The organism is Bradyrhizobium sp. Rc2d (assembly GCF_900099855.1).
Lineage (GTDB): Bacteria > Pseudomonadota > Alphaproteobacteria > Rhizobiales > Xanthobacteraceae > Bradyrhizobium.
On the sequence record NZ_FNCU01000002.1, the window covers coordinates 158,961 to 183,679 of the forward strand.

Consider the following 24,719-nt stretch of genomic DNA (forward strand, 5'->3'; position numbering starts at 1 on the left):
CCATGCTAGATTTCTCGATCATGGCCGACGCGCTTCCGAACCTGCTTGAGGGAGCGGGAATGACAGGACGCCTGTCCATACTCATCCTGCTTCTCGGCATGATGTTAGCTGTGCCTCTCGCTTATGCACGCAATGCACAATCGGTTTGGCTCCATGGCCCGGCAAGTATTTATATCCTTGTCATTCGCGGGATCCCTTCTCTGCTGCAAGTCTTCATCGTTTATTACGGACTTGGCCAGTTCGGCTTCGTCCGAAACTCGGTTTTATGGCCGATTTTTCGTGACCCCTTTTGGTGCGTCATCATCGCACTGGGTCTGAACTCAGCCGCCTATACGGCCGAAATCATCGCTGGTGCCCTGAGGCAGGTGCCAAAGGGGCTCGTGGAGGCCGCGCAAGCCCTCGGGCTCTCGTGGTTCCAGACTCAACGCAAGGTTACGATTCCGCTCGCTGTGCGCGCAGCACTGCCGGCCTATGAAAACGAAATCATCCTGACGATCAAAGCAACTTCACTCGCCAGCACAATCACCCTCCTCGATCTGACAGGCGCCGCACGCCTTGAGGTCTCGAATACCTTTGCGCCCTACGAGGTCTTTCTGACGGCAGGAGCAATCTACTTTTCTATCACCACCAGCTTGAGCTGGCTGTTGCGCAGGCTTGAGGTGCGGCTGTCAGCCGACCACCGGAATGAGGAGCGGAGCGTCAAGGAGCTTCAACCCGTTTTGCCGGGCATACCCGATCACTAGTAGTACCGGACTCTCAAGGTGTCATTGTCGTCAATCTCCAATACAAAGCCAGAGAGATGGAGTTGAGCGTGCGAGCGATGGAAAGCGGCTCAAGCGAGGGCGGCACGGTCGTCATGTCCGCAGTCACCAAGCGATTCGGCTCGTTCGCTGCGCTCAAGGGCATCGGCCTGAGTGTGGATCGCGGAGAGAAGATCGTGATCTGCGGCCCCTCAGGATCTGGAAAATCAACATTGATTCGATGCATCAACCGCATCGAGAAGCATGATGGCGGCTCGATCGTAGTAGAGGGATGCCTGCTCGACCATCGGCTGACGAATATAGACAAGGTCAGACGAGAAGTCGGCATGGTGTTTCAGAGCTTCAATCTCTTTCCTCACATGACCGTGCTTGCGAATTGTATGTTGGCGCCGATGCTTGTCAGGGGGTTGAAAGCGGCCGAGGCGGAGGAAGTCGCAATCAGCTATCTCAGAAGGGTAAGGATTGCCGATCAGGCTGCCAAATATCCCTCCCAACTCTCCGGTGGTCAGCAGCAACGTGTCGCCATCGCGAGGGCGATGTGCATGAAGCCGAAAATCATGCTCTTGGATGAGCCGACTTCGGCGCTCGACCCGGAAATGGTCAAGGAAGTGCTGAACACGATGATAGAACTCGCAGGCGATGGTATGACGATGATCTGCGTGACCCATGAAATGGGCTTCGCCAGACAGGTCGCCGACCGGGTAATCTTCATGGATGAAGGCACTATAGTCGAGGAAGGCACGCCGGAGCAGTTCTTTCGTCAGCCCAAGACGCAGAGAGCACGAGATTTTCTGTCGCAGGTTCTGCATTGATCAGCCAAAGCTTTCATGCAGCCGGTCAGCTGAGCTGCTCAGTTGCCGCATGCAGCGGCTTGGCTTTAGTCGAAGCCCTCAACGCCATCGGTTGTACCGTGGCGCCCGCCGGGGCTCTCGTGAGGTGATCGCTTTGCCAAGTGCTGACGCCGTACGTGACCGACTCTTGACCAGCAGCCACGCCCGCCTACAGCCGAGCTCCGCGCCAGTCGCTCAGATCCATACCGCTCGTGCTGAAAGGCCTAGCCGCCATCGTCATGGCGGCCCGACCTCTTTCATCTGCTCGCAACGGTTAAGCGCGAGCACAACGCGCAGCGATCCTCGGCTAGGAGAACGGAAATGAAAGCACGCTTGTCGAAACGAATTGCTGTCTCCCTGGTTCTAGCGTGCACGGGGGTGACGCTAGTCGGGCGCGCGGTGGCGGAGCAGGTGCTGAAACCACAAATCACTCAAGATCCAGTGTCGGATGTGCCAATTGGCATACAGAACCTTCGTTTCGGGATGCTCGATGCGGGCATCAACGCCCTTACTTTCCATAGCATGGATACACTGTTCACGACACGCACGGTCGCACGCTCCGGTCCAGTCTGGCAGCTTCCGCGAGAAGAGCACGCACTTGATTTCAACTATCAGTACGACGGCAAAACGTTCCAGGCTAATCAGTTCCTTGAACGATCGTACACAAACGCACTTATCGTCTTGAAAGATGGAAAGATAGTCTTCGAGAGGTATCTCAACAACACGAATGATCGAACTCGCTTCATCGGCTTCTCCATGACGAAGTCGATAACTTCAATGCTAGTTGGCTGTGCGCTGGCCGAAGGTCGGATCAAGTCGCTCGATGAGAAGATCGACTCCTATTTGCCGGAACTAAAGGGGGGCGGATACGAAAACGCGACGATCCGGCAGATTTTGCAAATGCGATCGGGCGTTGACTACGAAGAGCGGTACGATTTCCAAAACCCGGGGGTGGCGGCGAGCGGCTTCGTCGAAGCACTTGTCAAGAACGTCGCTCGCTTTGCGGATGCGGCACGCACGATCAGCCGAAAGTATTTGCCAGGCGAGGTTTTCCAATACAAAACGCTGGACACGGCGGTGCTTGGCCTCCTCTTGGAGCGCGTGAGCGGGGGCAGCAATTTGGCCGCTTATATGTCGAAGCACATCTGGGAACCGATTGGCGCGGAGGCCGATGGCTTCTTCATTATGGATGGAGCGCCGGGCGTAGGTCGAGAATTCAACGGTGCAGGCTTCAACGCGACCCTTCGCGATTTCGCCCGGTTGGGTCTCATGATGCTTAACATGGGAGTCGCCAACGGTCAGCGGATTCTGTCTTCAGAGTGGATCGCGGAGTCGATCCGTCCTACCGATCCGGCGCATTCGGAGCCACGGGGCTACGGATACCACTGGTGGACGATTGGCAACGGGGGGGCGTACATGGCAATTGGACTGCAAGGGCAGTACATCTTTGTCGACCCTGCGACGCGCACGGTGGTCGTCAAGCTCAGCTACTTTCCGCCAGGCGACAAGCTTGCCTCCGATGAGACCCTAGCCTTCCTTAAGGCGGCTTCGGGCTGGCAGCCGCATTGATGATGACAGGCCGCGGAAGCTAATGGTTCTGAGGGGAGACACCTACGGTGCAAAGGACGGCTGCGATTTTGCTAAATCGTCCTCGGTCAGGCGTCGACCGATTTGACTCAACACAAGACGGATTAGCGGGCCGGTCCGCGAAATATCCGACGGTGGCGCCACGAGATCGCGCCAGGCATCAAGGCGCCGACCGCCGGTGACGGTCCTCCGGTCGGCTATGCCTCCCTCCGGCTCCTCACCGGCGCAAACAACCTTCGACCAAGATCGTAGTTCCGATCCGGACAGTTCTTCGAAAGGGTGCAGATCCGGATGGCGTTTGCAGCAACCAAGGCAAGTGCGTCAAATTGTGCTGGCGGGTCCGAGCCGCGGCTTCTTGACTTTGCGGGCTAACGCGGGTCCTGAGAAGTTGCTTGCCTCACAATCGTCCAGCCCCATAGTTGGGGGGACCTGCACTTCATCGCGATTGCTTCTCGAACGAGATGCGGCTTCTCCTAGGATTACCCTCAGGACCTGCAGCGATCGCGTCCCTCAAACAAGGCGGCCTTATGGAGGATACCTTACTGCGACGGTTGGACAACAGCGTCGCATTGACTGGCCTGCCGCTTCATCGCTGCAGTCCTGTGCGCCGATTTCCAACCGCGGTGCCGCCAACGGCGGAACGGACCAACGTCAGAGGCGGGCACATCACCGTGTCGATGAAAGGAGAAAGATCGGCACATCTCGTCGCAGTCTGCGCAAGCTCGTCGAGCGACGAGTCCGTGCCGTTGATCGTCCAGTTACCAACCAGTTGCGGCCGGGGACAATGTTCCGCCTGAGCACCTCGTCAGATTTCGGGACCGGGAAATTACATACGAAACCCCGGTCACGGCACTGCTTCTCGTGTGAGTGATTTTCGAAAGAATGCATGATGTTGGCCGTCGCAGCCGAGTCTAGGATATCAGTCTTTGAGACGACCAACAAAGTCACGGACCACCTTCCACGAGCGAGCTACGGACCGATGGCTTACGCGTTCCTTCGTGGAGTGTAGATGCTGCAGCTCGGTGCCGATGCCGACTGTATCCAATCGAGGTATGCGGTTGACAAAAAAGCCGAGTTCCAGGCTGCAGGACGATACGAGGACCTCCGGTACGCGGCCGTGCACGGCCTCGAAAGCTGCGACGGCTGCCGGAACTGACCTCGAATTCGGGGTAGGTGGAAATTCGGGTGCATCCAGTCCGAACTGCTTGAATTCCGTACCGCCACCCGCCATTTCCGCCAAGTGCCGCATGCGTTCGAAAATGTCGTGTTTGCGTGAGGACACACCCGCCGTGATCGTGCAGGTGAAGGTCAGTCCGGCATCAGTGTCGCGGACTGTGCCAAGATTGCTGGAACTCTCGACGAGGCCGTCGATTGACCTGCTCATGCTGATGACCCCATTCGGCAGTAGTGCGACAATCCGGCCCACTCGATGGGTCGCACTCTTGGAGTAGACGCGCGACGGCAGTGCGGCCTCGGTCACGGTGACCCTAAGGTCGGGATCCGCAACCGAAAACTCCTTCGCAAGCGTCGTATTGAGTTCGATGATTTCTTTGACGACGGCTGCCCTGTCCGCCATCTGGACGACGAGCACGAGTTCGCCGTGTGCTGGAATGACGTTGTTCTGCGCACCACCCGCGAACCGGGCGACCCGGACGTCGTGTTTCTTCGCCAGTGAGTTGAGCATGCGTGCCAGGACCACAATGCCGTTGGCACGCTCGAGATGAATGTCGAATTCGCAATGCCCGCCGAGAAGACCACTGATGGCAAGCGTGAGTGCCTGGGTGTTTGGTGGTGTGCTTACCCACTCGGCGTTGACATCGATCGTGCAGGAGATGTCGCCCGCGCAGCCCGCAAGAATCTGCTCGTCGGTCACCCAGTTGAAGTCAACCATCCGGGTGCCCTCGAGCTGCGAGACGTCGAACTCAGACGCCCCAACCTTCCCCATTTCCTCCATGACTGTCATCACCGCTTCCAGGGGCGGATGGGCGATATCTTTGGAGTCCAGCAACGCCAGGATGAACGAGCATCCAATTCCATTGTCCGCGCCGAGAGACGTCCGATCCGCTCGGATGTAATCGCCGTCAACCACCAGCTTGATGCCGTCCTTCGTGAAGTCGTGCTCTACGCCGGGGTCCTTCTCGCAAACCATGTCCATGTGGCCATGAAGGATGAGAGCTGGCGCGTTCTCGTAGCCTGGCGTGCCGGGCTTTTTCACGAGCACGTTGTACATCTTGTCCTGGCGCGCTTCGAGACCGCGTTCCTTGGCGAACTTGACGATGTAGTCGCTGACCTGCTTCTCGTTTTGCGAACCCCGCGGGATCGACGAAAGAGCGGCGAAATGGCTGAACACTTCCTTGGGTTCAAGCTGTTCGATGTTAGTCACGGAATCCTCCCATCTATGCTCGCTATTTCACGAACTTCAGCTTGGTGCGGTCGATTGTCAGAATGACTGCGAAGATGATGACCATCCCGTATACGATCTGCTGATAACGCGGGTCGACCCCGACCACGGAGCTGCCAACGGGAATGAGAGCGATGATCATCGATCCGACGATCACGTTAAGCGCACTGCCCACCCCACCCGTCAGGGCCACGCCGCCGCAGATCGTTGCCGCTATTGACGGCAGAAGCAGACCCACGCCAAGACCGGACGCCGAAGCTGTTCCCTGCTGCGCAGTTAGAACGATGCCTGCCAGGGCCGCGAATGCCCCCGAGATGGTGAAGACCGTCACTGTTACGACCGCAGTCGGAACCCCGGACATGACCGCCGCCCGCTCGTTGAGACCCATAGCCTTCACGAAGGCGCCGAAGCGGGTCCAGCGCATGACGGCCCATGCCAGGAGGGCGAGCGCGAGCCCGAGAAACACGGCAGCGGAGTATCCGCAGATCTGAAAACTGTCCAGCCAGTCGATGAACTCGCGGTTCTCTGACACGTACACTGTGGTCTCGTTCGCGATCACAAGCGAAAGCGACTGCCAAACGCCGATCGCGCCAAGTGTGACGGCAAACGACGGCACCTGGAAATAGCTGATGACCATCCCGTTGGCGAATCCGGCCGCCGCGCCGATCAGGATGGTAACGACAGGGGCGAACACACCAAGAGGCTCAAGAAGCTGGGCAACCGACACGGAGGCGAGCACAGCGAGGGTCGCGCTCGACAAATCGATGCGACCGAGCTGGATCACGCCGAACTGACCGAGACCGAGCAGTAGAATCGGGATGGCCTGATACGCGAGGATTTCGAGACCGACGCCACTGACAAAGCTCGGCTGGAAAATCGAAATGATACCGAGAAGGATCAACAGCACGGCGAGCGGCGCGAACACCTTGAGATCTGCCGAGCCCAACCTGGCTGTCGACCTGTCGGCGGGCGAATTCACGTGAGTGGCCTCTATAGTCATATCATTTTTGCCACAAGTTCGGCATGGGTCGGGATCGCGCCGCAGTTGAGGTCGAACGTCGCTGTTATTTCTCCATCGCGCATGACAGTAATGGTGTCCGCCAGAGAGATCGCTTCTTCAAGAGTGTCCGCGATCAGCAAGACGGCGGCTCCCTCCTCGCAAGCAGCGAAGATCTGCGTGCTGACGTCCTCGCGGGCGCCCGGATCGATGCCTCGGGTCGGATGGTCGAGAATGAGCAGAGAAAGTTGACAATCCTCGAGCCATTTCGCGAGCACCACCTTCTGCTGATTGCCCCCGCTCAAGGAAGCGATGTCAGCATCCGGAATGGGCGGACGGATATCCAACTTCGAAATCCATTCCTTCGTCCTGTCGCGCCGCGCCGCCGGATTCACGAAAATTGAGGATGCGCGCTCACCGCGATGGGTGAGCTGAAGGTTCTCCGCAACGCTCATGCCCGCCACCATACTTTCGAGCTTTCGCTCGGAAGGAAGGTACGCGACTCCGCCGTAAACACTTCCCCGCAGGCTCGGGCGCGAAACGACTTTTCCGTTATAACGCACGGTACCTGAATCGAACTCTTCCGCGCCGAAGACGGCGCGACAGACCTCCTCCCGGCCAGAACGGTTCGTGCCGACGAGGGCATGGATCTCGCCGCTGCGAACCTTCAGGGAAATGTCAGAGAATTTTCCCTTCGCGCCGAGGCCCTCAAGATTAAGGACAACAGCGCTGTCGCGTAAGGACTTATTGCGCTCGCGCGACGTGGTCGCCGCTTGTCGTCCAGTCATCAAGCGGAAGAGTTCATCTGCGTTGACTTCACTGGTCAGATGCTCGCCGACGACTTCACTGTTGCGCATAACACAGATCCGATCACAAAACTTCATCACCTCGTCGAGGCGATGCGACACGAAGATCACGGAACCGATTTCCTTCAGCCGTCGGACTTCCTGCTCGAGCTGCTGAATATCGTTGTCCTCCAGCACCGAAGTCGGCTCGTCGAGGACGATGATCGGCTGCACTCCCGGTTGCCGGCTAATCTGTAGCGCCTTGGCGATTTCGACCATCTGCCGATCGGCGAAGGAAAGATCCTCGACCTTGGATTTCGGATTGATATTGGAGCCAATCCGCTTGAGGATCTCTGCCGCTTCCTCATTGATCTTACGCCAGTTGTAGATCCCGAAGCGAACCATACAGTCCTTATTGCCCGACTTCGTCGCACGCGTCGACATCAGAATGTTTTCCGCGACCGAGAGATTGACGACCAGGGACTGCTCTTGGTGGACGACTCCTACCCCAGCAGACGCAGCTGCAGCAGGGTTGCTGAAGGTCCTTTTTTGTCCGTAGACAAGAATGTCTCCGTTGTCAGGCTGGTATATCCCCGAGAGGACCTTGAGGAGGCTGGACTTGCCAGCGCCGTTCTCGCCGATTAGCCCGAGCACCTCATGGGTGCGAACACTGAGGCTGACGTTGTTGAGCGCCCTTACGGGGCCGAAGCTCTTCGACACGTTGCATAGAGAGAGAGGGATTGTCTCCTGCATGGCCGATCTCCCTACTTGACGATGCGCAGACGCGAGCGCTGGCTGAAAGCTGTCGCTACGACAGCAACCACGATGACGAGTCCCGAAACTGCACGTTGAAATACCGGGCTCACTCCCAAGAGGATCAGGCCGTTGTTGATGATGACCACGAGGAGAACGCCGCAGATCGAGTTGATAACACCCCCCCGGCCTCCGGAAAGCAATGTTCCTCCGATCACGGCGGCAGCAATCGTCTGGAAAAGTTGGCCACTGCCGAGGTCAACGACGCCGACACCGAGGCGACTGCTACCGATCACGCCGGCCAGCGCACTGCAGAAGCCTGCGAGAGCAAAGACGTAGACCTTGTGGCGGTTGACTGCTACGGCGTTTAGAGACGCGATGTTCTCGTCCGCGCCGATCGCATAGGTGAATCTGCCCATCAATGTATTGTCACTGACGAACTTGGCGACCATCACGAAGACGACAGAAACCACGAAGGCATTTGAGACGCCGAGCGGCGAGGCGCTCGCCCAGGTGCGCGTCAGGTGGCCGGAAAGCTGGGGGACGGAGTCACCGAAGAGAACGGTTGCTATGCCGAGGCCGATGAACCAAGTGCCCAGAGACACCATGAAAGACGGAACCCGGAAGACCGTGTGGATGACGCCAGTCAGCAGACCCATCAACGTTCCCGCGAGCAGCGCGATCAGGGGCGCTCCGATTCCGAGATCCACGGAGTTCACGCTGTTGGCGGAAAGAAGCACGAAGATCAGCGCAGCAGTCGCCATCACTCCCTCGATGGAGAGGTCGATGCATCCCATCAGGATGACGAACGATGCTCCCATGGCGAGAATGAACGGGATGGATGCCTGGTCGGTGATCGCCCTGAAGTTCTCCCATGTAAGGAAGGTCGACGGCCGCAGGACCGACAGGATCAGGACTACCACGACGAGAGCGGCGAGAGGGCCAAGCCATTCCTTCTTCAAGCCGGGCTTCGATCCGGCGGACACAAGAGCACGATGGCCGTTGGAAATTAGATTATCGGAATGCAACATAACTCTCTCGCTTCGCTTCTGTGCGGCGCCGAGAATTACTTTAGCTCAGGGCCAACAAAGCGCGCGAACAGGCCCTTTTTGACTTCGGCCATGATCTCGTCTCCGGTTGGCGGCTTAAGCTGCTGCTTGACGTTCGATTTATCGACCCCGAACTGCGAGTAGTTGCCAGCGCGCTGCTCGTGAGTCAGCTTGGAAACATCGAGCTTGCCGATGGCGGCGTCGTAGGCCATCGCTAGGCCGAGAGCGCCGTTGTAGTAGCCGTCGGAAGAATAAGTGTCGATGAAGTTGGGGCCGCTATCGATCAGCTTGAGGGCTTCTTCAGTGTTGTCGTTGCCGGAAAACTTAACTTCGCCGACGCGGCCAGCATCCTGGAATGCGGCATAGGCCCCGAGGGTCATGGAGTCGCTAGCTGCCCACACGCCCTTGATTTGGTCGCCATATTTGGTCAGCAGCGTCTTCGTGATGTCATAGGCCTTCTGGCGGTCCCAGCCAGCCGCCTGCGTGTCGAGGATCTTGACGTCGGGGAAGTCCTTGAGCGCCTCGTTCATGCCGTCGTAGCGCTGCTTGGATGGCGGGCTGTCGAGAACGCCCTTAAACGCGATAATGCCGCCCTTCCCACCCATTGCAGTAAAGAGTGACTTGCCCGTCCATTTGCCAGCCGAATAGCCGTCATAGGTGAGATGAGCGACGTAATTCGGCGAAACATCCCAGGGATTGTAGCCTTCCGGCTTGTTCCACTGCGTCGTGATGAAGCCGCCAGAGCGCGTGACCGCCTTAACGATAGCGGGGACGTCCGCGCTGTTGATTGGGTTGATGGTTACGACGACTTTCTTGCCCGCGGCGATTGTCGCCTGGATCTGCGCCAACTGCTGCTGCGAATCGCCGTTGGAAACGATCGTTTTTAGTGGAAGACCAACCGAGTCCGCGAATGCCTGCGAGCCTGCCGCCCACTGGAGCATATAGGGGTTGGTATTCGTTTGGATGACTGTGACGAGCTGTATGTCGCTCTTGTCGAGGCCGCCAGCCATCACAGCCGACTGCATCGTCATTGCCAGTACCGCAGTTCCCGCGAGTGCCAGCATCTTGCGTCGCGTGACCGCACCAGCGCCGATAGCAAAAATAAAATGCGTGTCGCCGAATTTTTCCATTTGAAACTCCTCCCGCTGCCCTTTGCAGACGCGGCGATCTAAACTAGCTTGAATATTGAGCTCAATAGGAATAATTATTCCCAAATCGCCAGCTCTCCCCACAAGCAGCGATCCGACTTGACAAATTCACCCTCATGCCCAATCATATCGATCTTGAATATTTATTCCCTACGAGGTTTACATGCACGAAGACGATCTCGACCGCATCGCTCAAGAGATACGCCTTCGCGATCTGAAAGCAGTATACGAAGCCGGCGCCGGCCATATTGGCGGGGAAATGTCGGCAATCGACATCCTGACCGCGCTCTATTTCCGCGTACTACGCGTCTGGCCGGATCAGCCGAAACACCCCCACCGCGATCGGTTCGTGCTCTCCAAGGGACATGTCGCCCTTGCGCTGTATGTCACGTTGGCAAAGCGGGGATTCATTCCGGAGGAGGAGATATCCGCGTTCCTGAAGCCGCTCTCGCGCCTCAATGGCCACCCGAACTGCAACAAGGTACCGGGCGTAGAAACAAACACTGGTCCTCTCGGGCATGGTCTTCCGGTTGCTGTCGGGATGGCGAAGGCGGCGAAGGTGACTGGAGCGAACTACCACACCTATGTCATGACCGGAGACGGCGAGATGCAGGAAGGCTCCAACTGGGAGGCCATCGCCTCCGCGGCACAATTCCGTCTAGACAATCTGACTTTGATCATTGACCACAATCGCTTCCAGCAGGGGGCCTCGCTCGGAGACACAAACAATCTCGCGCCTTTCCCGAACAAGCTAGAAGCCTTCGGATGGGATGTAACCGAAATCAACGGCAACGCGATGGGCGAGATTGTCCCGGCGCTGAAGAAACGTGGCAATCGCCCGCATTGCGTCGTAGCCCATACCAACAAGGGCCAGGGCATCTCCTTTATGCAGGACACGGTTGACTGGCACCACAAGGTGCCCAACGCCGAACAGTACAAAATTGCAGTGGCCGAGCTTTCGGGGACCCTTTGATGAATGCCGTGACAATTTCTTCCAAGCTTCATGACTGCCGCGACGCCTTTGTCGGCGTTCTGGAGCGCCTGGGCGCCGACAATCCGAAGATCGTTGCTGTCTGCAATGATTCCGTCGGCTCGTCCAAGCTCGGCGGCTTCAAGTCCAAGTGGCCCGAGCGTCTCGTCAACGTCGGGATCGCCGAGCAGAACATGGTTGGGGTGGGCGCTGGTCTCGCCAACGGCGGCCTGCTGCCGTTCGTCTGCGGCGCCGCTTGCTTCCTGACGGGCAGATCGCTGGAGCAGATCAAGGCGGACATCGCCTATTCCAATGCGAACGTGAAGCTGATTGGCATCTCGTCGGGCATGGCCTACGGCGAACTCGGCCCGACTCATCATTCCGTTGAGGACTTCGCTTGGACGAGAGTCCTGCCAAACTTGCCCGTCGTGGCACCTTGCGATTCGATCGAGACTGCTGCTGCCGTGGAGTGGGCCGCCAGCTATCAGGGTCCCGTATTCCTCCGTCTATCCCGTGTCGGCGTTCCGGATCTGCTTCCCGCCGACCACAAGTTCGAACTGGCCAAGGCCAATCTGCTGCGCAACGGCGACGCGATTACACTGATTGCCAACGGCACCCTGACCCATCGCATGATGAAGGCAGCCGCCATTCTCGCAGAACAGGGTATCGAGGCGCGTGTCCTCAACATGGCGACCGTGCGTCCGATCGACGTCGAGGCCGTCGTCGCTGCGTCGCGCGACACTGGTGCCATTCTGACCGCAGAGGAGCATTCGACCTTCGGCGGCCTGGGTTCGGCCATCGCCGAAGTCGTGGTCGCGGAGGCTCCCGTCTCGATGAAAATCTTGGGCGTTCCGGGCATATTCGCACCTACAGGCTCCGCGGAGTTCCTGCTCGACGAGTTTGGCATGTCTCCCCACGCCATAGCCGAAGTCGCGCTGTCGCTTATCGCACGAAAGTCTTCGAGCGCATGAACGTGCGCGTTTAGATTTCGTGTGGGGCGCCGCAAGTCTTTCCTTTCACGCGCCTCGATGTTGTGCTTTCCGGAGCCATCATGAATACCGCCATCCTTGCCATTGACCAAGGCACCACAAATTCTAAGGCCGTACTGGTCTCGACCGACGGACAGATCCTGTCGCGCGGCGCCTCTCCGGTTGGTATCGAGCACCCGCAGCCGGGCTGGGTTGAACAGAACCCTATTCGTCTTTGGGAGTCTGTTCTTGAAGCGGTTGCCGCCTGTTTGGAGGCAGGTCCCGATCTCGATATCGTCGGCATCGCCATTTCCAACCAGCGCGAATCCGTCACCATCTGGGACGCCGAAACCGGCGAGCCTCTTGGTCCCGTCCTGAGTTGGCAGTGCCGCCGAACCGCGTCCGCGTGTGCCGATTTGATTTCCTCCGGACATGCACCGCGTGTTCAGGAGCTCACTGGGTTGCCGATCGATCCGATGTTTCCCGGCCCGAAGATGAGTTGGCTGCTGGACCGCGCCCCCGCTGGGCGCGCCATCCGCCTCGGCACCATCGACAGCTGGCTGATCAATTGCATCACCGGCGGGGCAGTTCACGCCTGCGATTCAACCAATGCAGCCCGAAGCCAACTCTACGACCTGAACGGTCAGGTCTGGAGTGACGAGCTTTGCGACCTCTTCGGGGTTGCCAAGTCCGTGCTGCCTGAGGTTCGTGACAGTTCGTCCTTTTTCGGAGTCACCAAGGACGTTCCAGGTCTCAGGAACGGCATTCCGATAGCCTCAGCGATTGGTGACAGTCATGCCGCTCTCTTCGGTCACGGCGCATTCAATCCTGGCGACGGCAAGGTGACCTTCGGAACGGGTTCTTCGATCATGACCACTCTGCCCCGCTTCATTGCGCCCCAACGGGGCATCACCACGACGATTGCCTGGTCCATCGGCGGCCGGCCAACATACGCCTTCGAAGGGAACATTCTGGTTTCAGCCGCCGCCTTGCCGTGGATGGCGGATATCCTCGGCATCCCCGATGTTCAGTCATTGATCGAACTCGCCGCCACTGCCGAGCCCGGTGGCCCCGGCTTTGTTCCTGCGTTCCTCGGCCTCGGCTCGCCCTACTGGTATTCCGATGCCCGCGCACTGTTTTCCGGAATCACTTTCAACACGAGCCGTGCCCAGATGGCGCGTGCTGCGACTGATGCTATCGCCTTCCAGGCCTACGATGTGTTCAAGGAGATGTCTTCGCAGTCTCCAACGCGGCTCAGAACTCTCTATGCGGACGGAGGTCCGAGCAAGAGTCCCTTCCTCATGCAATGCGTCGCCGATACCTTGAACCACGCGATAGTCCAGTGCGACGCTCCGGAAGCTTCGGCTCTCGGCGCAGCCTATCTCGCAGGTCTCTCGCTTGGCGTCTGGCTGGACCTCGCCGCGATCGCGGCTCTTCCGCGCGGTGGGACGACGCTTGCGCCCCGTCGGTCGGATGTGGCCGATCGGCTGCTCGTATGGCAGGACGCGATCTACCGCTCGACCGTTCAGCGGGCTTCGACTATGAACGAATAAAAATTCATGGCTGGAGATCGCTATGGGACGCGTCAACGAACTGCGACTGATCGCGCGTATCGCGCAGATGTATCACGTCGAGGGCAAGCGTCAGGCCGAGATCGCGGAGACGATGCGCATGTCACAGACGACAGTCTCTCGCATGTTGAAGCGCGCAGAGCAGGAGGACATCGTCAGAACGACCGTCATCCCTCCGGCGGGTACCTTCGCAGAGCTCGAGGCAGCGCTGCGCGAGCGATATGGCCTGACGGAAGCGATTGTGGTCGACTGCTCCGAGGATCGAGACGGGGCGATCATGGCGCGTATTGGCGAGGCCGCGGCACATTTCTTGGAAATCACGTTCCAGCAGGACGAGATCGTGGGGGTGTCGAGCTGGAGTCAGACCATCCTGCGCATGGTGGACAACATTCATCCGCTCAAGAACGGCAAGGCGAAGTATGTTGCTCAGATCTTGGGTGGCATGGGCGATGCTTCGGTTCAGACCCATGCCACCCAGTTGACGGCCCGTCTCGCGCGGCTCACGGGCGGCGAACCGCGTCTTCTTCTGGTGCAGGGCATCACTTCGTCGCGAGAAGCCAAGCTCGTTATGCTCGCCGACCCTGTGGTGCGAGAGACGATGGACCTGTTCGGGCGCCTCACCTTGGCCATCGTCGGCATTGGTGCCGTAGAGCCGTCCGAACTCCTCGCCCGGTCCGGCAACGTCTTCTCACGCCAGGAAATGGCAATCCTGCAGGAGGCTGGCGCGGTGGGCGAGATCTCCTACCGCTTCTACGACAAAGACGGGAAGCCCGTGGAAACTCCGCTCAACGATCGTGTCATCGGCATCACGCTGGAGGATCTCCGCAAGACCGACCGGGTGATGGCCCTCGCGGGCGGCGAATCCAAGACACGTGCCATCGCTGGCGCCCTGAAACTTGGGGTGATCGACGTCCTTGTAACCGACAAATTCACTGCAGCACGACTCACGGCATAATCGGACCGTCGGCCCGCTGCGCACTGTGGAAGGAAAGACCATGCATCGTTTCGCAGGCCAGACCGTGTTCGTAACCGGAGGCAACAAAGGCATCGGCCGCGGCATAGCGAAGCGCTTTGCCGAAGAGGGAGCGAAAGTTGCCATCGCTGCCATCGAGAAAGACACTGTCGAGGCCGCCGCGGCGCTCGCTACAGAGACGGGCGCCCAAGTCATCGGGCTCGCGCTGGATGTAACCGACGGAAAGGCCGTCCAGGAAGCCTATGGCGAGACCGAAGCCAAGATCGGTGCAATTTCGATCTCGGTGCAGAATGCCGGTGTGATCACGATAGCCAAGGTCGAGAACCTCACGGAGCGAGAATGGGACCTCAACCTCGATGTGAACACGAAGGGCGTGTTTCTCTGCTGCCAGGAAGCAGTCCGCCGCTTCCGCGCCAGCGGCACTAAGGGTCGCCTGATCAACACCGCCTCCGGACAGGCTCGCCAAGGCTTCATCTACACTCCGCACTACGCCGCCTCGAAGTTCGGCGTCGTCGGGCTAACGCAGAGCCTCGCCAAAGAACTCGCCCGCGAAGGCATCACCGTCAACGCCATTTGCCCTGGTATCATCCACACCGAAATGTGGGACTACAACGACCGCGTTTGGGGTCAAATGCTTGGCGAATATGGTCCGGGCGAACTTATGGCCGAATGGATCAAAGGGATTCCGATGGGCAGAGCTGGTACTCCGGCTGAAGTGGGAGCGCTTGTCTCGTTCCTCGCTTCCGCCGACGCAGCCTACATCACGGGCCAGACGATCAATGTCGATGGTGGCCTGATCATGTCTTGATCGAGCGCCCTGCGTCGCTAGATGACGCGTTCGTCCCTGATCTTGGCTCAGATCGCACCGGAGACGAGCCGATAGCAGACGAATCGCATCAAGGCTCATCCCGACAAACTCCGACAGTCCTCATCCAGACTGCTGTCGAGCTCAGAAGCGCAGCGTGAACTTCTTGCGCGGAGGCGCAACCACACTACAACCGCCGACCGAGCACCTTTCACATGAGGCGCGGTCTAACAGTGAGCCAATTCCTTTGAACATTATCGGGCTAAGCCGCCCGTATGTTGGCCATGAAGCGATCGAGCTCGGTCCGCAGACGCACACTCTCGGTCGATAGTGTCTTGGCCGAACTCAGCACCTCGTCCGAAGCAGTTCCGGTCTCGGTCGCAGCGCGATTGACCTGTCCAATGTCGACGGCCACAGCCTGCGTGCCCTGCGCGACGGTTTGGACGCTACGCGCGATCTCCTGGGTAGCGGCGCCCTGCTGTTCGACCGCGCTCGCGATCGAGGCTGCAATCGCCGATATCTGATCGATCGTCGTCCCAATCTCCTTGATCGCCCCCACTGACTCGCTCGTGGCGCCCTGCATCGCGGCAATGTGGGCCGAGATTTCGTCAGTCGCGCTTGCTGTCTGGCTCGCGAGCGACTTGACCTCGCTCGCGACAACGGCGAAGCCCCGCCCTGCCTCACCCGCGCGCGCCGCCTCGATGGTGGCGTTGAGGGCCAGGAGATTGGTCTGTTCGGCGATCGCTGTAATCAACTTCACGACATCACCGATCTGTTGCGCCGCGCGGGACAGCTTGGCTATGCGATCATCGGTTTCCTTGGCCTGCACCACGGCAGCTTCCGTGATACGGTTGGAACCCTGGACCTGCCGACCGATCTCCTCGACCGACGCAGAGAGCTCTTCCGTCGCCGTAGCGACCGACTGCATATTGGAGGAAGCCTGCTCGGAAACGTTGGCGACTTGGCTCGACAAGCCCTGTGTGGTCTCTGCGGTCCGCGTCAGCGTGGTCGCAGCGGTCTCGAGCTGCGCTGCGGAGGCCGAGACGGTTGATACTATGGAGCCGACCGCGCTCTCGAATTGGTCGGCGAATCGAATCAGCTCGGCGCGTCGAGAGGCCGCCTGCTCCCGATTCTGCGTCTCCGCCGTTGCGGCGTCCCGTTCAGCCTTAGCAATCGCCTGCAGCTTGAACTCTTCCACCGCCGCGGCCATTTCACCGAGCTCATCCTCTCGGCCAAGCCCCGGCAACACCACGTCAAAATCTCCCGACGCCAGCTTTCGCATCGCATTGCACATCGCGATCATTGGGCGAGAGATGCCGGCGCCGAGCAGGAGAGCAAGGACAGCGCCAAGAAGTATTCCGCCGGCGGCGAGAATCACGATCAGTTGCTCGGTCCGACCGATGGCCTGTTCCGACTCCGCTTCCAGTCGCCGCTGCTCGGCAAGGAGATCGGATTTCATCGCGGCCGAACCTTGCATGATCGTCCCGGCCGAGTTGCCCATCTCCGCCACAAGCTCATCGACGGACTTGGCATTCGCTATGAGCTTTTCCAGCGCCTCGCGATAGGCTTGCAGCAACGCCTTGGCTTCCCTGAGGCCGGCTACGACCTTCTCGTCCGCCGAATAGATCGCCTTGAACGAATTCTCGGCCAATTTCAGCCCACCGAGCGCACTCGCTGCTACCGGCTGATCCGAACTGAGATAGAAATTGCTGGCGGCTGCGTTCGCGGTCTGAAACTGCGTGTTGACCTGCTTAGTACCGAACTCAATAGCCTGAGTCTCGGTGTCGGACGCACCAAGACGGATATCGTCCAACTTGTATTTCAGCAGGCTCGCGCTGGGCGTGAGTTGATCATGCACGATCAGCGCACTGCTACGCTTCAGTTCGAGGATTCTGGCAAATGTCGCCGAAAAGCCGGTGAACTCCTTTGCCAGCTTGTTGAGACGCTCCAGGCGCTCCGGCGCTTTGGTGTTCTTGACCGATTGATCGATGGCGTTCTTCAAGCTGGCCTCGGCAGCCAGCGCTGCCATCGCATCGTCTTCCTTGCCAGTGACCACGAAGTATCGAGCACCCGAGCGGTAGGCCAGCAGTTCATGATCGATATTGCGTGCGAGATCGGCCTCCGAAACACTGACCCGGAAGGACCCGACTCCATCGGAGACACGCTCGAATCCGAAATAGGCGAACGCCATGCTGATGGCCAGGATGACGAGAACCGCCCCGAATCCGGCTACAATTTTCGCACGAAATCGCAGGGGCGGAATGAGATTGCCCGTCGGTTTTCTCTTGATACGCCCAGCCATCCGCATTCGCCCCCATGTGTTCGCACTGGCCCACCCAGCGGTCGGGAATTTTCCAGACAGTTTTGAAAATGAGTGGGGAGAGGTCAAAGTCAGGTAAATCCGTCTTACCGGACGATGGGTGCATCGTCGCTGCAGAGGAATGGCCAGCGTCGACCAATGACGCTTGGACGTTGACCGGCCTAGCCACAAGTGACTTGGCGAACCCATCGGAAACTGTTGAAGACCAACCCTTTTCTCAGATCGTGCTTTGGTGGAGGATGGACGGACTGCGGGGTCTGGCCGGTCACCGAAGGCCGGATTGTTGAATGCAAATTGACTAACTGTTGAGCCGAATGCATCGATCTCGATATGAGTAACCGAACCGACCTTGTTGAGCTGGAAGCTTTCCTGGCGATTGTACGTGCAGGCGGCTTCCGTCGCGCCGCGACCATCAGGGGTGTCTCCGCCTCTGCTCTCAGCCATTCCATGAGAAGCCTCGAGCAACGGCTTGGCGTCCGCCTTCTCCATCGCACCAGCCGCAGCGTGCATCTTACAGCTGCTGGGGAAATGCTCGTGCGTGAGCTGGAGCCTCGCTTCCGCGGGATTGAGGAAGCCATCGAGGGCCTGAATGAGTTCCGGGGCCACCTTGTAGGCCGCGTCAGGATCACCGCATTGCGCGACGCTGCGCGCCTGCTTCTCGCGCCGAAGCTCCCAGCGTTTCTCGCCGCTTTCCCTGAGATCGAGGTGGAGATTGCCGTCGATGACAAGTTCGTCGACATGGTCGCTGAGGGATTTGACGCGGGTATCCGCTATGGCGGGACCGTGCCCGAGGGCATGATTGCCTCGCGACTGAGCGACAGTCTCGAATGGGTCATCGTCGGCTCACCCGGTTATCTCAAAGATCATGGCCATCCAAAACACCCGGAAGATCTTTCGAGCCATAAGTGCATCCGCATCCGCCTGGGCACCGATCGAATCTACGAATGGGAATTCGAGCATCAAGAGAAACGTCTCACCATCGATGTTCCCGGAACGATCATTCTGGATGACTCCGAGCTCTCGATCCGAATGGCGGAGGCCGGTGTTGGCCTGTTCTATTGCCTGAAGGCCAGGGTCGAAGCTCAATTGTCGAGCGGCTCACTGGTCGCGGTGCTGCCCGAGTGGATTTCGCCCGGACCGGGCTTCCACGCCTACTACTCTTCCCACCGTCAAGTGCCCTCCGCGCTGCGAGCGTTCCTGGACCATCTTCGAGGTTAGTGGTGGTTTTCCCGCTCTGCCCGCTACAAGTCGTCCCCCAAGCGTCGCGATTTCGTCAAGGGACTTCCACGACTCTAGTCGAGCACGTGAAGTCGCCTGATCGCTCGCTAAGGCACGTTCTCACTACGGGCTGGCCAATTGATGTCCGGTGGCCCCCCAACAGCGACCGAAGAGCGGACATTCTCCGAGGTCACAGATGGGCCCACAAGCAGATATGGGGGCGGCGACACCGCAGTTCGTCTGTTAGCCCCCGGGGCCGTCCTTCATGATATAGCCCATTAGGTCGTCCACGTTGTGCTCCAAATCCCGGATGATGTTCTTGACGACGTCTCCGATCGAGATCACGCCGAGGACCTTGCCCGCGTCCAGCACCGGCAGATGGCGAAAGCCGCGCGCAGCCATCATTGCCATGCAGCCCTCCAGCCGATCGTCCGGCTTAACCGTCACCGGGTTGCTCGTCATCACCTGGCCCACGGGCGTCGTCTTCGCATCGAGCCCGGGCAGCAGCACTTTGATAGCGCAGTCACCCTGGGTCACGATACCGACCAGCACGTCGTCGTCGATGACCAGCACCGACCGGACCCGATTGTCGCGCATCTGGCGCAAGGCTTCGACGACCGTGTCGCCGGAACGAACATCGACCAGGGCACCCTGCTTCTGGGCCAGAGCGCTTTTTACTGTGCTCATCGATCTCCCCTCGGGGCCCTGTCCTGCCCCGCCCTTAATGGTCCGCATTGAAGAATAGTCGAAATATCTCGCCTCGTCAGCACCGCGCCGATGTCGCCGGCGAAGCCTGTCACCGATCCCGACAGCGGAATTTTCACCGCCTCGATGGCATAGCCCGGCAGCACCTTCACTACTTCCAGCTCGAAGCCGCTGACGCCATCGTGCGCAGCGCAACCCCTCGAGAGATACCGCTCTACCATCTCTCCAAATTCCATAGCCGACAGAGTGGTGGAATAGGGTACCCAGGTTCAAGCGGTCGAAGCACTGGCACCAGCTCAAGGGGTGCTATGGATTTAAAGCCGTCGATGGGTTTGAGCGACGCGCGGTCCGCTTACATCACTTAGCGGACTTATCTATGGTTACGCGAGACTTCTCGGTCCGGTCTACTAGTGAGCCCCCCTCACAACATTCTTCGGCGTGCCGTTCCAGAACGCTTCGATATTATCGATGAGCTGGTCCGCAAGCGATTGCACCGCCTCCTGACTTGCCCACGCGACGTGAGGTGTCAGGATGAAGTTAGGCAGCCCTGTCAGTTGCATGAGAGGATGATCGGCTGAGGGAGGCTCGACGGTAGCCACATCAAAGCCGGCGCCTGATATGCGACCGGAACGAAGCGCCTCACCCAGAGCGATCTCGTCAACCAGACCACCTCTCGCCGTATTGATGAGTATCGGCCTGCGTTCCATGAGCGCGAACTCGGGCGCTCCGATCATGTTGCGCGTTGCCGGCATCAGCGGAGCGTGGATGGTGATCGCATCGCTGAGACGCAGCACGTCTTCAAACGGCGTATAGAGCGGCCCCATTCCCTGCACACCTTTGTAGGATGAAAACAGGACGCGCATCCCAAAGGCTCGCGCGAGGTCCGCGACGGCACGTCCCAGCGCACCGTCTCCAATGATCCCGAGTACAGATCCTGCGATATTCCGGATCGGGTAATCGAAATAGCAAAACTGCCCCGATTCAGCCCAACGTCCCGCCCGCACCGAGTCACGATACGCGAGAACGCTGCGCCGAAGAGCAAACAGAAGAGCGAACGTATGTTCGGGGACTGTGTCGACCGCGTAGTCCCGAATATTTGACACGAGCACATTCCTGGCAGCACAAGCCGCAATATCCACCACATCTGTGCCGGTCGCAGCGACTGCCACCAGTTTCAGGTTGCGTGCTGTGGCAATCGCCTTTGCAGTTACCGGCGCCTTGTTTGTGATCACAACATGGGCATCAGCAATCCGATCGCTCACCTCCTCGGCTCGCGTCGCTTTGTACTCAATCCACTCGTGTAGAAATGGCAATTGGCGCAAAACAACGTCAGGCAGCATCGTGCTCCTATCGAGAAACACGACCTTTGCGGCTGTGATGGTTTTGCTCATGTTGAAACTCCGTCCAGGCGTGGCTTTCGCTTCGGGTCGTACCCGCACATTCCCTCCCCGCATACGATGGACGAGAGATCGCTAATTCCCCGCAAAACGACTTCAAGCAATTATGAAAGAACGCTTCGCGCTGGGAAAACGAAAAAGACGGTCGAACACATGAGTATTGCTCAACTTCGACATTTCAACGATATCTCAGCCCTCCTCCGGCGGTCCTGACATCCAGGCCGCAAAGCGCGGCCCCCAATCAGGATGCCATCGGGAAAGCGCGGGCCTGTTTTGAACCATATCGTCCGCGGCCCAACGAATTCGTCTAGCATCCATTTCGGATGTGACTGAATTGTCGGGACAAATGATGTAAAAGTCGCCTCGCCGAAACCTTTCGACAAACAGGTCGATCACTTGTTCGGCCGTCCAGGGCTCCTCCGGTTTGACATCCTGCAACGGCTTCAGGCCCGGAAAGTTCATGGGAGTCCATGTGTACCCAGGCACCAGCAAATGCGCCGTGACACGTCCACCAGTCGCTTTCAAAAGCTCGTGGCTGAGTTGTTCGGTCAGAACCTTAACTGCCGCCTTGGAGACGGAGTATGCCGCTTTTCCAGGAGGGGTGGTAATACCTTCCTTGGACCCGAGATTGACGATCGCGCTTCGCGTTTTTGCTTCCAGCATTCGCGGAACGAAGAGGTGCTGGGCCGCGAGTGGACCGAAAAAATTGACATCGAGCGCATGTCGCCATGCTTCGACTTTCTCGTAAGGGCCCGCGCGCTCGATGATTGCGGCATTATTCATCAGCAAGGCAACTTCACCGAATTGTTCGTATGCCGCTTCCCTTAAAGCTTCGAGATCCGCCTCGCGGGATACGTCGCCTGCCATGACGACAACTTCGGTATCGAGCGCGCCGGCGAGCACCCAAAGTCTCTTCTCGTCTCTATCGAACAGCACGAGGCGCATCCCTTCGCGAGCAAAGCGGCGTGCCGCAGCCGCGCCGATTCCGCTCGCCGCACCAGTCACAACTGCGACGCGCCCTCGCGCGATGATGTCGGCGTTCATCTCTGTCCTTCCTTAAGTGAGACCCGCATCCGGCTTGCCGTGCTAGGACCCCGATTCCGGCAAAGCCAGTCCGAATGTTTTGACCAGATCGTTCTCCTGCTCTGGTGATAGAAAGCGTGGATTGAGGCCACGCAATAGCAAATAGAGTTTGGCGGTCTCTTCGAGTTCCTCGGTCGCAAACACGGCTGCCTCGAGCGTTTCGGCGGAGACGACCGGCCCGTGATTGGCCAACAGAATGGAGGAGTATTTCCCCGCGAGCCCCGTAATCGCCGAAGCGACCGCGGGGTCTCCTGGTCGATAGTACGGGATCAGGGCCGTCTGACCGCACTTCATCAGATAATAAGGCGTCATCGACGGCAGGGCCGCACGTGCGTCGATCTCGGGCAGCATCGAGAGCGCTACCGAATGTGTCGAATGAAGGTGAACGACAGCTCCCGCGTTCGTGCGGGTGTCGTAGAGCGCAGCATGGAGCGGCACCTCCTTGGTCGGAGGATCACCGGAAACGACGCGCCCCTCCGCGTCGATCCTCGATATCCGGGCCGGATCAAGAAAGCCCAGAGAAACGTTGGTCGGCGTGACCAACCACCCGCCGTCCTCGAGTCGGACGCTGATATTACCCGACGAGCCTGGTGTCAGCCCCCGTTCGAATAATGACCGGCCGAACCGGCAAATCTCTTCTCGGCGTTTCGTCTCGCTCACGTGCACACCGAAGACTGGCCTCTTTCCGAACAGGACCCATCGCGGCTTACCGTCGCTACGGGATCGCTCTCGAGTCGTTTGCGGTCATAGAATGAAGCCGGTGTGGATGAAGTTCGAGTGATGACCATCGACAATGGCATTGAGGATTTCGCGCGCTGGCTGGGTGTATTTCGTCGCCACCATCGAACGAATTGAAAACGAACGCAGCGCATCCGTGACCGACAGCGTGCCCTCGGCTGAGTCCTTCCTTCCGGTGAACGGAAAGACATCGGGCCCACGCTGACACTGACAATTGATATTCACCCGGCACACCTGATTGACCAGCGAGTCCGCCATACGGCCGATCATGTCAGGATCGCTGGCAAACAGGCTCACCTGCTGACCGTGTTCGGATGAGGCGACGTAATCGAGCGCAACCTCAAGATCGTCAAAACTCATGATCGGGACGAGCGGACCAAATTGCTCCTCTCGATAGAGCCGCATTGCTGAAGTCACCGGGTATACCACCGCCGGATAGAACAACGTGCCTTCGACCGTACCGCCACCGGCGTTGAGAACATCGGCGCCATTTGCGACGGCGTCATCCAGAAGTTCGGTCATCTGCTTGGCCTTCCCCGTACTCGGCAAGGGGGTCAAGCTTACACCGGATGCCCACGGCATTCCGATCTTCAAATCGCCGAGAAGCCGCAGAAATTCCGACGTGAACGCCTGCTCAACATCACGGTGGACGAGCAACATTTTCAGGGCGGTACAGCGTTGTCCATTGAACGAGAGAGCTCCCGCCAGACATTCGCGCGCCGCAAGCCCTATGTCTGCGTCAGGCATGATGATGGCCGCGTTCTTGGCGTCAAGCCCTAACACGGCACGCAGACGATTGGTCTTTGGGTGCACCTTCTTGAGATGGTCTGCCACACGGCTTGACCCGATAAGCGTCAAGACGTTGACCTTGCCGGTGCTGAGAAGTGCTGGGACAATCTCAGCGCCTTCGCCGTAGGCGAAGTTGATCACCCCCGGGGGAAACGCCTCGCAAAAGGCATTGAGCAACGGCTCGAACAGGAGCACCCCATTACGCGGCGGCTTGAACACGACGGAATTGCCCATGATCAGGGCAGGAATGAGTGTCGCGAAAGTTTCGTTGAGCGGGTAGTTGTAAGGGCCCATGCACAACACGACTCCGAGCGGAGTGCGGCGGATGAGGCCGACTGTCCCCTCCACGATTTCGAAGTGGGAGTTCGCATTGTCGAGATTGCGTAAGGCCTCGATGGTTTCCCTAATATAGTCGATCGTGCGGTCGAACTCCTTTTCGGAATCGGCCAGCGTCTTGCCGATCTCCCACATGATGAGACGCGAGATATCTCCTCGGCAGGCGCTCATGCGAGCCAAGAATTTCTGCATCGCGAGGATACGATCGGAGACGCGCATCGTCGGCCAAACGCCACGCCCGTTGTCGTAAGCGGTCACAGCAGCTTCGAGAGCGACCAATGCCGACTCGACACTTCCGAACGGATGACTGCCGAGCCGCGCTTGCGTCAAACGACCGTTGTCGTCACGAACCATCACCGGCGAGAGCACATCCTTGGTTGGCCCCGCCCAATCGCGGATTTCACCACCCACGAGGATGCGACGCTGCTCGATCGGCTGGATCGCAAACTCGCGCAGACCTTTATCATCGGCGCTAGGAAACAACATTCTCAGTTGATCGGAGTTCATGACATTCCCCAGCCCGACGGCCCCAGGT

At 58.9% G+C, this 24,719-nt stretch carries 20 protein-coding genes and 1 pseudogene; 10 read left to right on the forward strand and 11 right to left on the reverse strand.

Going from position 1 to position 24,719, the window contains the following annotated elements; all coding sequences use genetic code 11:
- The first annotated feature begins 2 nt into the window (after positions 1 to 2).
- The 3 genes from BLV07_RS05250 (at position 3) to BLV07_RS05260 (ending at position 3,160) form a co-directional block, all read left to right on the forward strand.
- Positions 3 to 743 carry an ABC transporter permease gene (locus tag BLV07_RS05250; protein ID WP_091880795.1) on the forward strand — a complete coding sequence of 247 codons (741 nt, stop codon included), beginning with the start codon at positions 3 to 5 and terminating at the stop codon, positions 741 to 743.
- A gap of 77 nt (positions 744 to 820) precedes the next feature.
- The gene (locus BLV07_RS05255) at positions 821 to 1,573 is read left to right on the forward strand and encodes an amino acid ABC transporter ATP-binding protein (protein ID WP_244550981.1); all 753 of its coding nucleotides are present in this window, start codon (positions 821 to 823) and stop codon (positions 1,571 to 1,573) included.
- Positions 1,574 to 1,912: 339 nt separating this feature from the next.
- Positions 1,913 to 3,160 carry a serine hydrolase domain-containing protein gene (locus BLV07_RS05260; RefSeq protein ID WP_091880800.1) on the forward strand — a complete coding sequence of 416 codons (1,248 nt, stop codon included), beginning with the start codon at positions 1,913 to 1,915 and terminating at the stop codon, positions 3,158 to 3,160.
- 937 nt (positions 3,161 to 4,097) lie between these two features.
- On the opposite strand, the gene pepD is transcribed toward BLV07_RS05260, so the two are convergent.
- The 5 genes from pepD to BLV07_RS05285 all read right to left on the reverse strand — a co-directional run bounded on the left by pepD (position 4,098) and on the right by BLV07_RS05285 (position 10,293).
- Positions 4,098 to 5,561, reverse strand: a complete 1,464-nt coding sequence (gene pepD, locus BLV07_RS05265; protein WP_091880803.1) for a beta-Ala-His dipeptidase — start codon at positions 5,559 to 5,561, stop codon at positions 4,098 to 4,100.
- A 22-nt stretch (positions 5,562 to 5,583) separates the two neighbouring features.
- Positions 5,584 to 6,558, reverse strand: coding sequence for an ABC transporter permease (locus BLV07_RS05270; RefSeq protein ID WP_176945352.1), 975 nt, complete (start codon positions 6,556 to 6,558; stop codon positions 5,584 to 5,586).
- A gap of 17 nt (positions 6,559 to 6,575) precedes the next feature.
- Positions 6,576 to 8,114 carry a sugar ABC transporter ATP-binding protein gene (locus BLV07_RS05275; protein ID WP_091880809.1) on the reverse strand — a complete coding sequence of 513 codons (1,539 nt, stop codon included), beginning with the start codon at positions 8,112 to 8,114 and terminating at the stop codon, positions 6,576 to 6,578.
- A gap of 11 nt (positions 8,115 to 8,125) precedes the next feature.
- Positions 8,126 to 9,076 (reverse strand): ABC transporter permease, encoded by a 951-nt coding sequence (locus tag BLV07_RS05280; protein WP_210187787.1) that lies wholly within the window; start codon positions 9,074 to 9,076, stop codon positions 8,126 to 8,128.
- 104 nt (positions 9,077 to 9,180) lie between these two features.
- Positions 9,181 to 10,293 carry a sugar ABC transporter substrate-binding protein gene (locus BLV07_RS05285; RefSeq protein WP_091880816.1) on the reverse strand — a complete coding sequence of 371 codons (1,113 nt, stop codon included), beginning with the start codon at positions 10,291 to 10,293 and terminating at the stop codon, positions 9,181 to 9,183.
- Positions 10,294 to 10,474: 181 nt separating this feature from the next.
- On the opposite strand from BLV07_RS05285, the gene BLV07_RS05290 reads away from it, so the two are divergent.
- From BLV07_RS05290 to BLV07_RS05310, 5 genes are all read left to right on the forward strand, one after another.
- Complete coding sequence (locus BLV07_RS05290) at positions 10,475 to 11,284, forward strand: transketolase (RefSeq protein ID WP_091880819.1); 810 nt, start codon at positions 10,475 to 10,477, stop codon at positions 11,282 to 11,284.
- On the forward strand, positions 11,284 to 12,252 hold the full coding sequence (locus tag BLV07_RS05295) for a transketolase family protein (protein ID WP_091880822.1): 969 nt from the start codon (positions 11,284 to 11,286) through the stop codon (positions 12,250 to 12,252). Before BLV07_RS05290 ends, BLV07_RS05295 begins: the two co-directional genes overlap by 1 nt.
- An 80-nt stretch (positions 12,253 to 12,332) precedes the next feature.
- Entirely contained in the window at positions 12,333 to 13,802 is a 1,470-nt protein-coding gene (locus tag BLV07_RS05300; RefSeq protein WP_091880825.1) for an FGGY family carbohydrate kinase, read from the forward strand.
- Positions 13,803 to 13,824: 22 nt separating this feature from the next.
- Positions 13,825 to 14,775, forward strand: a complete 951-nt coding sequence (locus BLV07_RS05305) for a sugar-binding transcriptional regulator (protein WP_091880828.1) — start codon at positions 13,825 to 13,827, stop codon at positions 14,773 to 14,775.
- Positions 14,776 to 14,815: 40 nt separating this feature from the next.
- Positions 14,816 to 15,601 (forward strand): SDR family oxidoreductase, encoded by a 786-nt coding sequence (locus tag BLV07_RS05310; protein ID WP_091881187.1) that lies wholly within the window; start codon positions 14,816 to 14,818, stop codon positions 15,599 to 15,601.
- 259 nt (positions 15,602 to 15,860) lie between these two features.
- Here BLV07_RS05310 and BLV07_RS05315 read toward each other — a convergent pair whose 3' ends face one another.
- A complete protein-coding gene (locus BLV07_RS05315; RefSeq protein ID WP_091880831.1) occupies positions 15,861 to 17,900 on the reverse strand; it encodes a methyl-accepting chemotaxis protein in 2,040 nt (679 codons plus the stop codon).
- 348 nt (positions 17,901 to 18,248) lie between these two features.
- Here BLV07_RS05315 and BLV07_RS50265 point away from each other — a divergent pair.
- Positions 18,249 to 18,386, forward strand: a pseudogene (locus BLV07_RS50265) (LysR family transcriptional regulator); the annotation flags it as partial.
- Between the two features lie 60 nt (positions 18,387 to 18,446).
- Positions 18,447 to 19,136: a LysR substrate-binding domain-containing protein gene (locus BLV07_RS05320; RefSeq protein WP_502689889.1), complete on the forward strand. Its 690-nt coding sequence runs from the start codon at positions 18,447 to 18,449 to the stop codon at positions 19,134 to 19,136.
- 243 nt (positions 19,137 to 19,379) lie between these two features.
- On the opposite strand, the gene BLV07_RS05325 is transcribed toward BLV07_RS05320, so the two are convergent.
- The 5 genes from BLV07_RS05325 to BLV07_RS05350 all read right to left on the reverse strand — a co-directional run bounded on the left by BLV07_RS05325 (position 19,380) and on the right by BLV07_RS05350 (position 24,691).
- Entirely contained in the window at positions 19,380 to 19,823 is a 444-nt protein-coding gene (locus BLV07_RS05325; RefSeq protein WP_091880837.1) for a CBS domain-containing protein, read from the reverse strand.
- Between the two features lie 425 nt (positions 19,824 to 20,248).
- Complete coding sequence (locus BLV07_RS05335) at positions 20,249 to 21,232, reverse strand: D-2-hydroxyacid dehydrogenase (RefSeq protein WP_091880843.1); 984 nt, start codon at positions 21,230 to 21,232, stop codon at positions 20,249 to 20,251.
- Between the two features lie 195 nt (positions 21,233 to 21,427).
- On the reverse strand, positions 21,428 to 22,282 hold the full coding sequence (locus tag BLV07_RS05340; RefSeq protein ID WP_091880846.1) for an SDR family NAD(P)-dependent oxidoreductase: 855 nt from the start codon (positions 22,280 to 22,282) through the stop codon (positions 21,428 to 21,430).
- A 42-nt stretch (positions 22,283 to 22,324) separates the two neighbouring features.
- Positions 22,325 to 22,981, reverse strand: coding sequence for a 3-oxo-tetronate 4-phosphate decarboxylase (gene otnC / locus BLV07_RS05345; protein WP_091881189.1), 657 nt, complete (start codon positions 22,979 to 22,981; stop codon positions 22,325 to 22,327).
- A gap of 84 nt (positions 22,982 to 23,065) precedes the next feature.
- The gene (locus BLV07_RS05350) at positions 23,066 to 24,691 is read right to left on the reverse strand and encodes an NADP-dependent glyceraldehyde-3-phosphate dehydrogenase (RefSeq protein ID WP_091880849.1); all 1,626 of its coding nucleotides are present in this window, start codon (positions 24,689 to 24,691) and stop codon (positions 23,066 to 23,068) included.
- Positions 24,692 to 24,719 lie beyond the last annotated feature (28 nt).

Bases quoted from the DNA above. Each gene is read 5' to 3' on its own strand.
- BLV07_RS05275 (WP_091880809.1), bottom strand. From the start codon at position 8,114: ATGCAGGAGACAATCCCTCTCTCTCTATGCAACGTGTCGAAGAGCTTC.
- BLV07_RS05315 (WP_091880831.1), bottom strand. From the start codon at position 17,900: ATGGCTGGGCGTATCAAGAGAAAACCGACGGGCAATCTCATTCCGCCC.
- BLV07_RS05285 (WP_091880816.1), bottom strand. From the start codon at position 10,293: ATGGAAAAATTCGGCGACACGCATTTTATTTTTGCTATCGGCGCTGGT.
- BLV07_RS05295 (WP_091880822.1), top strand. From the start codon at position 11,284: ATGAATGCCGTGACAATTTCTTCCAAGCTTCATGACTGCCGCGACGCC.
- BLV07_RS05300 (WP_091880825.1), top strand. From the start codon at position 12,333: ATGAATACCGCCATCCTTGCCATTGACCAAGGCACCACAAATTCTAAG.
- BLV07_RS05325 (WP_091880837.1), bottom strand. From the start codon at position 19,823: ATGAGCACAGTAAAAAGCGCTCTGGCCCAGAAGCAGGGTGCCCTGGTC.
- BLV07_RS05305 (WP_091880828.1), top strand. From the start codon at position 13,825: ATGGGACGCGTCAACGAACTGCGACTGATCGCGCGTATCGCGCAGATG.
- BLV07_RS05340 (WP_091880846.1), bottom strand. From the start codon at position 22,282: ATGAACGCCGACATCATCGCGCGAGGGCGCGTCGCAGTTGTGACTGGT.
- BLV07_RS05320 (WP_502689889.1), top strand. From the start codon at position 18,447: ATGCTCGTGCGTGAGCTGGAGCCTCGCTTCCGCGGGATTGAGGAAGCC.
- BLV07_RS05250 (WP_091880795.1), top strand. From the start codon at position 3: ATGCTAGATTTCTCGATCATGGCCGACGCGCTTCCGAACCTGCTTGAG.
- BLV07_RS05260 (WP_091880800.1), top strand. From the start codon at position 1,913: ATGAAAGCACGCTTGTCGAAACGAATTGCTGTCTCCCTGGTTCTAGCG.
- BLV07_RS05290 (WP_091880819.1), top strand. From the start codon at position 10,475: ATGCACGAAGACGATCTCGACCGCATCGCTCAAGAGATACGCCTTCGC.
- BLV07_RS05350 (WP_091880849.1), bottom strand. From the start codon at position 24,691: ATGAACTCCGATCAACTGAGAATGTTGTTTCCTAGCGCCGATGATAAA.
- BLV07_RS05310 (WP_091881187.1), top strand. From the start codon at position 14,816: ATGCATCGTTTCGCAGGCCAGACCGTGTTCGTAACCGGAGGCAACAAA.
- BLV07_RS05255 (WP_244550981.1), top strand. From the start codon at position 821: ATGGAAAGCGGCTCAAGCGAGGGCGGCACGGTCGTCATGTCCGCAGTC.
- BLV07_RS05335 (WP_091880843.1), bottom strand. From the start codon at position 21,232: ATGAGCAAAACCATCACAGCCGCAAAGGTCGTGTTTCTCGATAGGAGC.